Source organism: Sphingobium sp. DC-2 (genome assembly GCF_000722555.1).
GTDB classification, from domain to species: domain Bacteria; phylum Pseudomonadota; class Alphaproteobacteria; order Sphingomonadales; family Sphingomonadaceae; genus Sphingobium; species Sphingobium quisquiliarum.
Genome location: NZ_JNAC01000056.1, coordinates 1 through 13,931 on the forward strand (window position 1 = coordinate 1; position 13,931 = coordinate 13,931).

The 13,931-nt window shown below is 61.0% G+C and carries 11 protein-coding genes and 1 pseudogene; 9 read left to right on the top strand and 3 right to left on the bottom strand.

Annotated elements, in window-relative coordinates; genetic code table 11:
* Position 1: 1 nt before the first annotated feature.
* Positions 2 to 2,113 (top strand): AsmA family protein, encoded by a 2,112-nt coding sequence (locus tag ET21_RS25890; RefSeq protein ID WP_030539982.1) that lies wholly within the window; start codon positions 2 to 4, stop codon positions 2,111 to 2,113.
* Positions 2,114 to 2,388: 275 nt separating this feature from the next.
* Positions 2,389 to 3,606 carry an FAD-dependent oxidoreductase gene (locus tag ET21_RS0112540; protein WP_029623229.1) on the top strand — a complete coding sequence of 406 codons (1,218 nt, stop codon included), beginning with the start codon at positions 2,389 to 2,391 and terminating at the stop codon, positions 3,604 to 3,606.
* Between the two features lie 253 nt (positions 3,607 to 3,859).
* Here ET21_RS0112540 and ET21_RS0112545 read toward each other — a convergent pair whose 3' ends face one another.
* From ET21_RS0112545 to ET21_RS0112555, 3 genes are all read right to left on the bottom strand, one after another.
* Entirely contained in the window at positions 3,860 to 4,510 is a 651-nt protein-coding gene (locus tag ET21_RS0112545) for a DUF5597 domain-containing protein (RefSeq protein WP_010409000.1), read from the bottom strand.
* A 103-nt stretch (positions 4,511 to 4,613) separates the two neighbouring features.
* Positions 4,614 to 4,844, bottom strand: coding sequence for a hypothetical protein (locus tag ET21_RS0112550; protein WP_010408999.1), 231 nt, complete (start codon positions 4,842 to 4,844; stop codon positions 4,614 to 4,616).
* Positions 4,845 to 5,053: 209 nt separating this feature from the next.
* Positions 5,054 to 5,425 carry a hypothetical protein gene (locus ET21_RS0112555; RefSeq protein WP_010408997.1) on the bottom strand — a complete coding sequence of 124 codons (372 nt, stop codon included), beginning with the start codon at positions 5,423 to 5,425 and terminating at the stop codon, positions 5,054 to 5,056.
* Between the two features lie 196 nt (positions 5,426 to 5,621).
* Between ET21_RS0112555 and ET21_RS28900 the strand changes: the two are divergent.
* The 7 genes and pseudogenes from ET21_RS28900 to ET21_RS0112585 all read left to right on the top strand — a co-directional run.
* Positions 5,622 to 6,053: pseudogene (locus ET21_RS28900) on the top strand (transposase); the annotation flags it as partial.
* Between the two features lie 85 nt (positions 6,054 to 6,138).
* Positions 6,139 to 8,274, top strand: a complete 2,136-nt coding sequence (locus ET21_RS0112565; RefSeq protein ID WP_030539983.1) for a TonB-dependent receptor — start codon at positions 6,139 to 6,141, stop codon at positions 8,272 to 8,274.
* A 362-nt stretch (positions 8,275 to 8,636) separates the two neighbouring features.
* Positions 8,637 to 9,566, top strand: a complete 930-nt coding sequence (locus tag ET21_RS28495; protein WP_237751558.1) for a nuclear transport factor 2 family protein — start codon at positions 8,637 to 8,639, stop codon at positions 9,564 to 9,566.
* Positions 9,455 to 10,099, top strand: coding sequence for a phosphotransferase (locus tag ET21_RS28500; protein WP_237751559.1), 645 nt, complete (start codon positions 9,455 to 9,457; stop codon positions 10,097 to 10,099). The genes ET21_RS28495 and ET21_RS28500 overlap by 112 nt, the downstream gene beginning before the upstream one ends.
* Positions 10,100 to 10,147: 48 nt before the next feature.
* Entirely contained in the window at positions 10,148 to 10,954 is an 807-nt protein-coding gene (locus tag ET21_RS0112575) for an SDR family oxidoreductase (RefSeq protein ID WP_006949676.1), read from the top strand.
* On the top strand, positions 10,951 to 11,757 hold the full coding sequence (locus ET21_RS0112580; RefSeq protein WP_006949678.1) for an enoyl-CoA hydratase/isomerase family protein: 807 nt from the start codon (positions 10,951 to 10,953) through the stop codon (positions 11,755 to 11,757). The genes ET21_RS0112575 and ET21_RS0112580 overlap by 4 nt, the downstream gene beginning before the upstream one ends.
* A gap of 178 nt (positions 11,758 to 11,935) precedes the next feature.
* Positions 11,936 to 13,648: an LVIVD repeat-containing protein gene (locus ET21_RS0112585; RefSeq protein ID WP_030539984.1), complete on the top strand. Its 1,713-nt coding sequence runs from the start codon at positions 11,936 to 11,938 to the stop codon at positions 13,646 to 13,648.
* Positions 13,649 to 13,931 lie beyond the last annotated feature (283 nt).

The window sequence follows — 13,931 nt, forward strand, 5'->3', positions numbered from 1 at the left end:
AATCTCCGCCAAGCATGCTCAAGCTTCACGATTTTTGCAACAGAGCCCGCTTCCGCTACCGGTACGCATCCTACTGTGGATCGTCGCGATCATATTCGCCATCTGGCTGATCCTGTTCATCACCAAAGGGCGGTTCCTGAAGGAGCCGTTCGAACGCACATTGTCCAGTCGGCTTGAGCGCCAGGTTCGGGTGGGAGGTGACTTCCAGCTCTATTTCGCACCAATCGACATAAGGCTCCGTGCCGAGCGGATGACGGTTGCGAACGTCTCTTGGGCAAGTCGCCCTGATTTTTTCCGCGCCGACCTCATCGACACGCGGGTTGCTCCGTTCAGCCTCATCTTCGGAGAGAAATATCGTGTGCGATGGCTCGAACTTCGTGATGCGGCAACTGACCTCGAATGGTCCAGCGACGGCCGGAACAACACATGGACCTTTGGCGATCCCGACAAAAAAGGCGAGCCTCTCGACCTGCCATTGATCCGCCGAGCGTTGCTGGCCGGCACGACCCTGCGGTATCGCGACCCGCGCATGCAGCTCAACGCCGATATCGGTTTCGAGACTGTAAAGGCGCAGGATACACGCTTTTCCAGCGATGTGCGCTTTTCGGGCGATGGCACCCTGCGGCAACGTCCCTTCACCTTGCGCGGCGGCCTTTTGTCTCCCAACGCGACGGTCACGGGCGGCAAGAACAGCCTTGCCCTGCATGCGCAGGCGGGCTCCACCGTGCTGGAGGTGAGCGGCACGCTGCCCGGTGCGACCGAGATTGAGGGCGCGGACCTTCGTCTCGTCACCCAAGGTCCCAATCTTGCCCTGCTGTTCGATTTCCTCGGCGTAGCCATTCCCGAAACACGCGCCTATCGCTTTACCTCCGCGCTTACCAAGCAGGGCGACGAATGGCGTTTCACGCATCTTAAAGGCCGCTTCGGAGACAGCGACCTGGCCGGGCGCATGACCGTATCGCTTCCTGATAACCGTTTACTGCTGAACGCTTCGCTTGCTACCCAAACGCTCGATATCGTCGATGTCGGCCCCTTCATCGGCTACGATCCCCAGAAACTGGAAACTCAAGGCGCGAAAGGGACGATCCAGACTGTCGGCGGCACTCCACGCCTACTTCCCGATGCCCCGCTGCGGGTCGAGGCGCTCCGCAATTTCGACGCTAAGGTGGAATATAATGTGCGCCGCGTCCGCGCCGAGAATTTGCCCATTTCCAATATCGCGCTGAAGCTGGCGCTTGAGCGCAGCCTGATCACGCTTTCGCCTCTCACCTTCGATATGACAGGCGGACATGTGAGTTCTGACATTGAAATCAACGCGCGAGGCGCTCCGGTCCGCACGGCCTACGATATCCGTCTGTCGCCCACGCCCATGGGCAAGCTTTTGGGGCGTTGGGGTGTTGAAGAATCCGGCACGACGGGCACAGTCAAGGCCCGCGTACAGATGACTGGCCTGGGTGACACGCTGCACGATTCGCTCGCTACGTCCAACGGCCGTATCGCGGTGATCCTGCCCGCGGGGTCCATGTGGGCGCGTAATGTCCAGCTATCCGAACTGGACATAGGCACGTTCATCACCAAGATGTTCGCGGGAAAGCTTAAAAAGCCGGTCCAGATTAATTGCGGCCTGATCGCGTTCACTGTGCGCAATGGTGTGGCGGCGGCTGATCCCATAATCATCGACACGACAAAGAACGTGATGGTCGGACGGGGTGGCTTTTCGTTTCGCAATGAAAGCCTGGACCTGGCTTTTCGAGCGGATGGCAAGAAGTTCAGCTTGTTTTCCGGTCAATCCCCCGTGGGCATCAAAGGCTATTTCGCGAAACCCAGCATTGACGTGATCAGCCCCGAATTGATCGCGCGAGGCGGGGTGGGCGCTGCCCTTGGCATTGGTGCCACTCCGCTGGCCGGAATCCTCGCCTTTGTCGACATTGGCGACGCGAAGAGCGCAGCTTGCGGACCAGTACTTGCGGGGGCAACGGCCGCCGCCCAGCGGACCAAGGGCGGGACGCCTCGTGATGACGTAGGGCGCGGCACAACGGCCAAGGATGAGGCGGGCAAAGAAAGCAAGGACGAGAAAAAGAGCCAGGATAAAAAATTTCTAGGCATCTTCTGATTCGCTGGAATGTGAAGTCGGGACAGGGAATGACTGACGAGCAAGTCCGAAGGCCACGCCACCTCTGATTTTAGAGAAGTGGGCAACCAAACGGCATGATATTCATCCTACTACAGGCCGCCCGCCCGGATGAGCCACACACCATCTTCCAAGAGCGACCCTTCTCCGTCGCTCAGCGGCCGAATTGCTCCTTCGGATTGCAGACCGGCGGCTATCGCGTGATCACGCGTGAAACGCTGCCTTGCGGTTGCTTAAGTAAAGCGTAGGCTCACGGCATGATTGATCGAGCCCCACATCAGCTTGTGATTGTCGGCGGCGGTCCAGCTGGGATGATGGCGGGCCTTCTGTTCGCTCGCGCTGGTGTACCGACCCTCGTGCTTGAGAAGCATGCCGACTTCCTGCGCGACTTTCGCGGTGACACGGTACATCCATCTACCTTGGACTTGTTCGACGAGCTCGGCCTTCTTGAAGCCCTTCTGACCCGCGAGCATGACAAGGTCTCGTCAGTGGGCGCTGTGATCGGCGGCCGCGAATATCGGATCGCCGATTTCAGCCGCCTTCCCGGTCCTGCTCGCTTTATTGCAATGATGCCGCAATGGCATTTTCTCGACTTCGTGGCAGACGTCGCGCGGCGGCTGCCCGCGTTCACCCTGCGCATGGAGGCTGAGGCCGTAGGCCTGGTCGAGGGCACCGATCGCGTCGAGGGCGTAAGACTGGCAAATGGCGAAACACTCGAAGCGCGACTGGTCATCGTCGCCGATGGACGCAGTTCCCGGCTGCGGGAAGCGGCTGCGTTACCGTTACAAGATCTCGGTGTGCCGATCGACGTGCTCTGGTTTCGGGTGCCAAAGGCGCGGACACCTGACAATCGCACACAGGGCTACATCGATCGGGGCGAGATGATCGTCACCATTGACCGGGGCGACTATTTCCAGTGCGCCCGCGTGATCGAGAAAGGCGCGGCGGACAGAATACGCGCGGCGGGCATCGAGCGCTTCCGGGGCGATGTGTCGGCGACGGCACCATCGCTGACAGACCATATCGCAGCGGTCGCTGTCTGGGACGATGTGAAGCTTCTCACCGTATCGCTTGACCGGCTGACCCGCTGGCACCGACCGGGCCTGCTTGTTATCGGGGATGCAGCGCATGCCATGTCGCCGGTGGGCGGCGTCGGCATCAACCTTGCGATCCAGGACGCGGTCGCCGCCGCAAACATTCTTGCCGCTCCGCTGAGTGCCGGAATTGATCCTGATCCGCTGCTCCGCCAAGTGCGTGCCCGACGCATGCTGGCCGTCCGCACGATCCAGGCCATACAGCGCGCCGTCCATCGGAATGTCATCGGTGCGGCCATGCGCAGCACAGCGCCACGCGCGCCGGCTGTCCTCCATTTGCTGCAAACGATCCCAGCGCTTCAGGCCCTTCCGGCAAGGTTGCTCGGTCTCGGCATCCGGCGCGAGCACATTCGCTCTCCGGCCTTGCCTGCGTGGCGCTGAACGAAGCCGACCCATCGCGGACACTTAGCGATCATTTCCGATCCCTAGGTGTCGACGGTCCGCTTTTGCGACGGCTACCGACCAGCTTACGACGTTTACCAGCAGGGATGGGAACGGCCGCTTGTCCCAAGACGAGCCGTTTGCTGGACGTAACGCTGCCCGGCAGGAACGCGCTGAAATTCGGCCGCAAGACACCCTGATCGGCAAAGATGAAAGCTACCGACCGATCTGGCTTTTCAAAGCCAAAGGGCTTTCACTTCGATCTCGGCTGCATCAGCTTGATGCGGATGGAGCCGATCCGATCGGTCGGGACCACACTCAAGCGCTCATCGCCATTGAGTGTGCGGCCGGGCTTCCAGCCTTGTGCGGCGAAACGACCCTCTTCCACGCGATCGACTTCCGCCAATCTCGAACCAATTGCAAAATCAGCGGTAAATCCCTTTCCGACAATGAAAAAGGAATCGTTCCCTTCATCGATGATCAGACCAAATGCTCGGCTGTCTCCGGGGGCCGGACGCGTTCCGGGGCCTTCGGTTTCGCTCGGCATCGGAGGGGGCGGAGGGGGCGCTTGCAAACCGACGTCGAGCAGCATTTGCTTGAGAAGAGCCATCGTTTCCCGAACAGTGATGGTGTAGCCGCCAAGGTTGATGACCGCGGGATTCCCATCATTCAGGAGAACGCCTGCGATACGTCCTTCAGCCTGCGCTTTCGTGATCACTTGGTCCATGTCGGACAGTAACGAGTAGGCTTGTGCTAACTGCCCATCGATGCGGCCATCCTCGATTCCGAAGACGGAATAGCCGATCGTACGGTGCTGGCCGAGCACCCAAAAGATGTCACCAGTCCGGAACTGCGCTTCCGGGACGAACAGCGGATTTCCGGCACGGTCGTAGTCCTCCAGCACTTCCTTGGTGTTGGGCGTGTATCCTTGACCGTCCCCGCGTCAATCTTCTACTCGTGGACCGCGCTCGCCCGCCTCTGCTCGCGAAGCTGCCAACTATCGGCGATCATGGAAATCCACTCTGAGTCGAGCATTCGACGCATGGCCAGGCGCCGATGTCCTCGCCGACGAGCGACCCGATGGTACGCATATTCGCCTTCGCCGACGGAATCAGCACTTCAGGCAGCACCAGCACGCCTAGAAATGAGAGTTTCGCTCTCACCCCTGCAAGCAGCTTATCAAGTATGTCATTTTGCCCGGTCGCCGAGATGAGGGAGGCGCATTTGCTGCCGTGCATGGCACGGCGATCTCGCCGGACGGGCTCATCGAGCGAGACCAGCCTCAGATTATCGAGACCTACAGGCGACCCAGGGGCAATGGCGCATTACCGTTCCACTTCCTATATCGCAGGCCGAACCCAGCAGCGGGTTCACGCTTCCCGCAATCGCCACCTACGCATCGGTCGCGGCCAGAGATTGCGTCGCGGCCATCGGGGGGCCCGACCGCTTAACCTGATTGTATGATCTCCAAAATCTCCGCGTCGAAACCCATGAGCGAGAACCACCGCCGATCAACATCTGCCCGGTGGATCGCCTGCTCAAGTACCTTGTCCCTGATCGTGGCGCTTGCAGCCTTGTCCCCATCATCGACGAGAGCGACCAACAAACCGTCCAAGGCTTTCTGGAGCGTGTCGGTTTGAGCAAGCGCAGGCAACCCTTTGCTTTGACCCAACGCGACCGTCAGGCTGGTAGCGGCCGCCATCGTTGAGGCTCCACCTATCGCATGCTCTGCGACGGTAATCGCCAGATCGCGGAAGTCGTCTGCTTCCTGCTGCTCGAATGCGGGCGTTTCGGCATATTGCGCAAGCGTGATCTGCAAATGGCCGATGACGAGTTGGGTCTGCTCGCGGGCACCTGTGACAAGTGTTCTGACGACGGACAGTCTGCGACGCCAAAGGCCGCCCTCACGTCCTCCTGCTGACGCCCGGCAACGTCCAAGACTGCAAGGTCGCGAAGAACTGCATCGAGGCCCTGCCACCCTCCGGCGAACTCGTCGCCGATAAAGTTATGACAGCCAAGAGCTGCGCGGGTGGCTCGACGACCGCGGTACCCAGGCCGTCATCCCGCCGCGCCGCAACCGCAAAATCCACGACGACTACGACCGCGCCATTTACAAGCAGCGCAACGTCATCGAGCGCATGTTCTGCCGCCTCAAGGACTGGCGACGCCTCGCTACCCGCTTCGATCGCAACGCAAAACTTTATGGGAGCTCTCGCGCTCTCCGCGGCCGTCATCTGGTGACTGTGGTGAATCCGGACCCTAATCAAGAGAGTGAGCCGACCGTGGTGCTCACGTCGCGGAGAGTCTGTGGGCGGTCCGACGCCCTGGGGAACGACGCGGCCCGCCGCTCCGCGCGCAAAACTGCCAACGCACCGGATGACGAGATAACTAAACGATTGACTATATCCTCAGTGCGGCTAGTGTGTATGGAAACACTGGGAGGATGATATGAATTTTTGGGGTGTGTCGAGCGGCGCGTTTATACTTTTCTCATGTGCGCTGGCAGCGTCTGGTGCAGGGGCTCAGACTCCCGTGGCTGCGGGTGCCGGCGCAACCGAGCCCGGGTCGGCCGCGTCAGAGCCTCAGGCCCCGCCGTCGAGTGGCGGCAATGACGGCTCCGACATCGTCGTGACCGCGCTGAGGCGCAGCGTCAGCGTTCAGGATATTCCCGCTTCGATCACCGCCGTGAGTGGCGACACCCTTCTCAGCCGGGGCGTCACTGATACCATAGCCCTGGCCAATGTGATTCCTGGATTGGTGTTCGTCTCCAACGTCGGCAACACCATTGTGACTATCCGCGGCGTCGGCTCGACCCTTGTGGCTGGTTCGTCCGAACCGACGGTCGCGATCTATTCGGATGGCGCCTATTTGCCCCGGCCTTTCATGGGAACCCTGCGCGCGGTCGACCTCGATCGCGTCGAAGTCCTGCGCGGGCCGCAAGGGACTCTCTATGGCCGCAATGCTACGGGCGGTGCGGTCAACTTCATCTCCGCTAGCCCAACCAAGACGTGGACGGGGCGCATCGACGCTATTGTAGGAGGCCGCAATCAGGTCGGTATAAGCGGGTTTGTCTCAGGGCCACTCTCCGATGGCGTGCAGATCAGGCTCAGCGGCGGACGTGAGAAGCAGGATGGCCCGGTCGAAAACATCCTCAGGCCCCTTAACGTGGTGGAGCGTATTGGCGGCGGAACGGACGCCAAATATGGCCGTGTCGCGCTGCGCCTGACACCTACGTCTAGCCTGACGGTGGACCTGTCGCTCCGCTATGATGAGGACAATGCGGCCAATAGCGGCCAGAGCCCGGTTGGGCCGATCAGCCTCGGGGTCGAAGGGGTGGATTGGACGAATGAGCCTTGGAAGGCGATCTCGAATCGCCCGCACAGTGCGGTAAACAAGCTGCTCATCGGCCAGGCAGGCGTGACGTGGGAGGCGTCCGATGCGATCACCGTCAAGTCTCTGACGAACTATATCCTTGGGAAGATGCGGACCGCCAACGACAACGATGCCACCGCATTTCCCTACTTCTATACTTCAATTTATCCGCGTCGATCCGAATCGATAAGCCAGGAGTTCAACCTGTTCGGAAATTTCGATAAATTTAATTTCATCCTCGGGGCCTTCTATTACCACGAGGAATATAAGAGTGTCTTAGATATCATCATCGAGAATCCGGATCCGGCGGCGGTCCTGACGCAAAATCTTGGCCAGCAAGCCAAAGTGGACAATTTTGCGGCATACTTCGACGCGACCTATTCGTTCACGGACGCCTTGAGGCTGAATGTGGGTATGCGCCTCAATTACGACAAGAATGAGTATGAGTCGATTTCGGGCCTTGAACCCCTCATCCCTACGGTAGCAGTCGCGGGCGGCACCATCAAAAAAACCAAGTTGCTCCCAAAGGTTGCCCTTCAATATGATTTCACGCCAGAAATCCAGAGCTACATCCAGTGGAGCCGCGGCTACAAGGGCGGCGGCGGCAACCTGCCGGTAAGCGATGGCTCCGCGCCGGCTTTTGGACCGGAGACGCTCGATTCCTACGAGCTTGGCGTGAAGTCCCGCCTGCTCAACGGCAAACTGACTGCTAACTTCGCGGCCTTCTACTATGACTATTCGGGCCTGCAGGTCGAAAAGTTGGTTCCCCCGAACAACGTCCTCACGGACAATGCGCAAGCGAAGGCGTATGGCGCCGAACTTGAGATCCGATACAGCCCAGTCCCCGACCTCACCTTCACCCTTGCGCCCACATACGTGCACACGGAGTTCACGGAGTTCACCTCGACGGAGCCGCTGACGCTCGTCCCCTACGATCTCGCTGGAAAGACGTTGAATTTCGCGCCGAAGTGGACCGTTAACGCGAGTGCATCCAAGCGTTTCGATCTTGGCGGAGAACTGTTGAACGAGCTAGAACTCACCGCAAGTGCGCGGCACAATTCGACCGTCGTCTTCTCCTACTTCAACCTCGACGCCCTTGACCGACAACGGCCTTACACCGTGGTTGACCTAAACGCGACGATCTCCGATGTGGACAGGAAAACCACGCTGTCGCTGTTCGTCAACAATTTGGGCAACAAGGCATACAAGACTCTTACGGGTAATTTCGGGTTTGGATATATCGGTCACTGGGGTGCCCCCAGGACGTGGGGCGCGCGCCTCAGCCGCTCCTTCTGATCCGAGCGAGCGCCATGCGGGCAGGGTCGTTCGGATGAGCGATCCTGCAAGCTCAAATCAGTTAGATGTTTGATCGCGGGGTTTGATGGTAAAACACCCACAGAGGTGGGTCGGGAAATTTGACCAGCGGGATGAGTGGGTCGCCGGCCTGACGACAGCCATGGTGGTGGCGGCACAGGAGGCCAGATGAGTAAGCGACCCCGCCGGAATCGCCGTCTGGCGTTCAAGGCGAGGGTTGCATCGTCGCCCGCAGGTACGCGCGCGACCTGGAAGATTACCTCGGACGCCCCTTTTCGCGGTGAAGCGGCGCGCGCAACCCGTATCTGTCCCAGTATATTCAGTTTAGCATCAAGGATCCTCATATGCATCGCTCGGGCATCGAACTCATCAACCTGTACTGGGAAGAAGTCTGGAACAACGGGAACCTGGAACTGATCCGCGAAATCTGTGCGAGTCCTATCGTCCGGCACGACGCTAATGAGGTTACGAGCCTCACGCACGATCAGCAGATCGCGCGCGTCGCGGCGCAGCGGACAAGGCTTCCCTTCTTCACCCATGAGGTGCTGGTCGCCGACGAGCATCATGTCTGCTCAGTCTGGAACATGACGATCCGGGAGGGGGGTGAGCGGGAGCTCTGCGGCATTGAGGTGTTCCGGGTGGAGGAAGGGCGCCTGTCGCACTGCTGGAATTCCGGCTACATTCCCGGCCTGTGGGGTCGCGACGGTGCGGAGCGGGAGGCGCGCGAGCCCGCCATCCTGCCGTCGCTGAGCAGTATCGATACCGACTGGATCCAGGATATCTTAACCTCTGTCGACAAGAGCACCCCGCGCGTTGGAGTGCTCCAGTCGGTGGATCGTATCGGCAACGGCACGCTGAGCGAGACTGCTCGCGTCGTCCTGCATTACAATGCCGACCCCGAAAACTATCCCACCACGCTTTTCTGCAAGTTCAACCGGTCAACCCCCGAGATCGACGCTGCGAACAAGCGGGTGGGCTTCTATGAGCGTGAGATCAACACCTACAGCTTCCTGCGCGACCATCCGGACATCTCGGCGCCGAAGGTATATTTCGCCGCGACCAATCCCGACACGGGCGCCACCAACATCGTCCTCGAAGATCTCTCGACGCGAACCACGCCAGGCGACCAGGTCAGGGCGCTTCGGTCGAGGAAGCGGACGCGGTGGTACGGGCGCTGTCACACCTCCACGCCAAGTTCCTCGGAACGGAGCCGAGTGACTGGCTGTTCGATCGCCAGCCCCGTGCGGCAATGTTTCATGATTCGTACCGGATAGGCGCCGCAGCGCTCAAGGAATTCCTCGGCAGCGCCGTTGACGCCTGCGATTACGAGCTGATCGACAGGTTCGAGCAGCTTTATCTTGATTGGGTGAACCTGCCCGTCGGCACCAAGACGGTGCTGCACGGCGACCCGCGCGTCGACAACATCTTGTTCGAGGCGGGCCCGTCCGGGATCAAGGCGTGGCTCATCGATTGGGGGATGACCGGGGTCGGGAGCCCGCAGTTCGATTTGGCCTACTTCCTGACGGGCAGCGTGCCCGTCGACATGCGGCGCCAGCACGATCGACGCTGGATCGCGGAGCATGCAGCTGAACTCGCCAAGGCTTCCCCGGCCTACGATCTCGCATCGGCGGAAATGATGTTCCGCGCTCAGGCCGTGGCGCAGCTTGCTGCAACCGTGCCGGCCGCGCGTACCGTCGAGCGCTCGGCACGCGGTGTCGAGCTTCTGACCACCCTCGTTCAGCGCAACTGCGCCGCCGTTCGCGACTGGGATGCCTTCGGCGCCATACGCTCGCTTTCTACAATGTGACGGGGGTCGCGGCCCCTAGCTGGCTAACTACGCCGAAAAGGAAACATCATGGATCTGTTTCGTAAGGGCGCCTTCAAGGGCAAGACCGTTTTCGTCGCTGGCGGATCCACGGGCATCAACCTCGGCATCGCCGAACGCTTCGGCGAGATGGGCGCCAACGTCGCGGTCATCAGCCGCAATGAGGAGCGGATTGCTGTCGCGGCTGAGCGCGTGAAGGCGACGGGCGCCGACGCCATCGGCGTGGTTGCCGACGTTCGCGACTTCGACGCCGTTTCGCGTGCGTTCGCTGCAACTACCGAGAAGTGGGGCGAGATCAACGTGGTCATCTCTGGCGCCGCAGGCAATTTCCTTTCGCCCGCGACCGGGCTGTCGGCCAACGCCTTCCGTACGGTGGTCGAGATTGACCTGCTCGGCACGTTCAACGTGCTCCGAGCCTCGTTCGACCATCTTCGCAAGCCTGGTGCGTCTGTGATCTCGATCACGGCCGGCCAAGCCAAGCGCCCGGTCATGTTCCAGGCGCATGCGAGCGCGGCCAAGGCGGGCATCAACAATCTCACTGGGACGTTGGCGATGGAGTGGGGCCCGGCCGGCATCCGCGTCAACGCCATCTCGCCTGGCCCGATCGGAGACACCGAGGGGATGGCCCGGCTTGCTCCGTCGGACGAGGCCACCGCCAAGTTGAAGAGCCGTCTTGCCTTGCGGGACTACGGCACAAAGCGCGACATCGCGGATGCCGCGCTGTTCCTTTCGAGCGACAATGCCCGCTACATCACTGGGGTGGTGCTCGAGGTCGATGGTGGCCTCCTGCTCGGCGACGCCTCGGCGGACGCCCTTACCCTTCCGGACCGTCGATGATGACGCTTGAGATCGATCGGCGCGGCGCGGTCGATTGGGTGACGTTTAACCGCCCCGATCGGCTGAATGCTCTCAGTCCCGAGCTTGTCGAGGCGCTACACGAGTACTTCGACAGCCTGTCCCGCGATACCGACACCCGTGTGGTGCTGCTGCGGGGGGCAGGACGCGCCTTCTGCGCGGGTCTCGACCTCGGAGCGACGGGCGGCGGCGATCTCGACGCCACCGCGCACCTCGCAATCCAGCGGAGGGTCTCGGAAATCGTCCTGAAGATGCGGTATTGCCCCCAAGCGATCGTCAGTCTGGTCCATGGTCCCGCCTGCGGCGGCGGCTTCGCCATGGCGCTCGCATCGGACATCCGCATCGCCGGAGCCAGTGCGCGGATGAACGCGGCATTCGTCCGGATCGGCCTTTCGGCATGCGACATCGGCGTTTCATACTTCCTCCCCCGTCTCGTCGGGGCGAGTCTCGCCGCCGAACTGATGATGACGGGGGATTTCATCCATGCCGAACGAGCCTTGCAGCTGGGTCTAGTAAGCCGCGTGGTGGCTGACGAGGACTTGGAAGTCGCCGCGGAGCCGCTCCTTGACGCGATGCTGACGACGTCACCCCTCGGTCTCAGGCTGACGAAGGAATGCCTTCGGATGTCAATTGATGCGCCGAGCCTCGAGGCGGCAATCGCGATGGAGGACCGCAATCAGGTCATTGCAGGCAGCGCGCCTGAGTTTCAGGAGGGAGTCGCCGCGTTTTTCGAGAAGCGCCGTCCAGCTTATGCGGCCGAGCTCGTGAAGCGGACCAAGCGGTGAGCGCCGCAGCCGGGACAACATCTTCGGAAGGCGCGGCCGGAAGCAGCGTCGTCTCAGCGACCGGCTTCATTTCGACGATATCAGCGACGCCCGGGCGAACGCAACGGGCTACGAATTCCTCTGTGTCGCACGATGTGTTGTGGCAAGATTGAGGACGCGCCAAGCAAAGGAGAGAAAGATGTTGCGGATGTTAAGCGAAGCGCATGGGAATGTTGTTCTTGCCGATGATTTGCCCGCCAAACCGGTCGGCGTCATGAAGCCGGGCATGGTCGAGATCGGGGCGGCGACGCACGATAGAGCATCGCGGCGTTCACCGACGATCCGCACCACAGAGGCTCTTTCGCGCCTGACTGCGGTGACAGCCACCAAGATTCGGAGGCTCGCGGTCGTTGCCCCGCTCGGCCTAGCCTGTCTGTGTAGCGGATGGCCGGCGTCTTCCCAGGTCGTCATTGGTCCCGGCGATCGCCCCGAAACCGGGCTTCAGGGCCAAACCACGATCGAAGACGTGGTGAGCGGCCGGTCCAAACTTCCTTATCATGCTGGCGTTCGCCTCGTCGGTCGCACGGACATCTGGAACCGCGGCGGCAATTTGCAGCTCTCATGGGTCGATCAATGTGCCTATGTATCCACCTTCAAGCAGACAGGCCCGATAACCGCCAACAGCCGATCTGCCTTGTTCCTCCGCGAGCCAGCGGGCGTCGCGGTTATCGACGTAAGGGACCCCCGGGCTCCAAAGCCCGTGCGCTTGCTGCGGGACCGGGGCTCGATCGATGCGGTAGAGACGATGCACGCGATTGCGGCACCAGGTCGCAAAGTTCTCGTCGCCGGCGCCTACTCGGGAGGAATTGCTGGCCGGGGCGAGGAGGACGCAGCTTGGCTCAGCATCTACGATGCCTCGAACTGCCTGAATCCCAAATTGCAGAGCGAGTTCAAGTGGCCCGCCAACATCCACATGGTGACAATCTCTCCCAACGGTCGTCGCGTCTACGGTACAGAAGTCGTGCCCGGACTCGGTTCGGGGAAGGGTGGCGTGCATGTGCTCGACATCAGCAACATGAAGCGCCCCCGCTATCTCGGCCGCTTCGGCGCCACGCGACCCAATGGATTGACGGCTGGGTTCACGCCACATGAAGTGTCGATCAGCCGTGATGAGCGGCGGATCTACGCGGCTGTCGTCGCCTCCGAAACCGGGGACGTGCCTGTGGAGAACGGCAGCGTCTACATTCTCGATAACAGCGACATCGTCGATGGGCGCTCTCAACCGAAGATGAGGCTCGTCGGCGAAGCCAAGCAAGGCGGTTGGCATTCTGTCGTGCCCGCGTCGATCAACGGAGTTCCACACCTGGTGGGTGCGGCCGAACTGGGCGCCTGTCCTGGAACATGGCCGCGGATCATCAATATCGCGGACGAGAAGAATCCAAAGGTCGTCGGCGAGTTCAAGCTGCAAATGAATATCAAGGAGAACTGCGACGCGATACGATTTACTCCTCGGAAGGAGGATCCCTATGCGAGCTTCATCCCAATCCCAGACATCACCGAGCGCCTCGGCGCGGTTGCCTCGCATTTCAACGATGTCGACGATGCAAGGAACACGAGGCTTGGTCTGTTCCCCTTCTTCGCTGGCGGAGTGAGGATCGTTGATTTGCGCGATCCTACAAAGCCGGTTGAAGTCGGCTACTATAAGCCGGGTGCGAATCCCGATACCCCGCTAAGTGGCAACGGGCTAAACTGGACAGGGTTGAACGACCAGGTAACCGACGCGTGTGCGTCGCATGTACGCTATGTTCCCGAGTCCGGGCACATCTGGTTCGCCTGCGTCACGACCGGTTTCCACGTTGTCGAACTGAATCCGGACCTTCGCGCTCGCCTCGGCTTCCCGACCGTGAAGTGATAACCTGTGTCGGCCGCTGGCGGCTCGGCTTGAGGGCTGTCGGCGGGGGGTAGATGACGGAGCCCCTTTCGTCGCGGCGAGGCGCAAAACAGTGCGGGAGGCTTGTTCGCGCTCGCCGCGATCATGGCTGGGCGCGTTCTCCGCCTCCCGCCGCACATTGCTGGACCGAGCAACTTGAGCGACCGATCAGGCAATGAGCCAAGGGTCGCTCCAAGGGAGAAGAACATGCGTTACGAAGGGCTCTGTTGCAAAAATCGTGAAGCTTGAGCATGCTTGGCGGAGA

What these genes read in the sequence shown, in the direction of transcription:
- ET21_RS0112540 (WP_029623229.1), top strand. Translation starts at nt 2,389, where the DNA reads ATGATTGATCGAGCCCCACATCAGCTTGTGATTGTCGGCGGCGGTCCA.
- ET21_RS0112550 (WP_010408999.1), bottom strand. Translation starts at nt 4,844, where the DNA reads ATGCACGGCAGCAAATGCGCCTCCCTCATCTCGGCGACCGGGCAAAAT.
- ET21_RS28495 (WP_237751558.1), top strand. Translation starts at nt 8,637, where the DNA reads ATGCATCGCTCGGGCATCGAACTCATCAACCTGTACTGGGAAGAAGTC.
- ET21_RS0112575 (WP_006949676.1), top strand. Translation starts at nt 10,148, where the DNA reads ATGGATCTGTTTCGTAAGGGCGCCTTCAAGGGCAAGACCGTTTTCGTC.
- ET21_RS0112580 (WP_006949678.1), top strand. Translation starts at nt 10,951, where the DNA reads ATGATGACGCTTGAGATCGATCGGCGCGGCGCGGTCGATTGGGTGACG.
- ET21_RS0112585 (WP_030539984.1), top strand. Translation starts at nt 11,936, where the DNA reads ATGTTGCGGATGTTAAGCGAAGCGCATGGGAATGTTGTTCTTGCCGAT.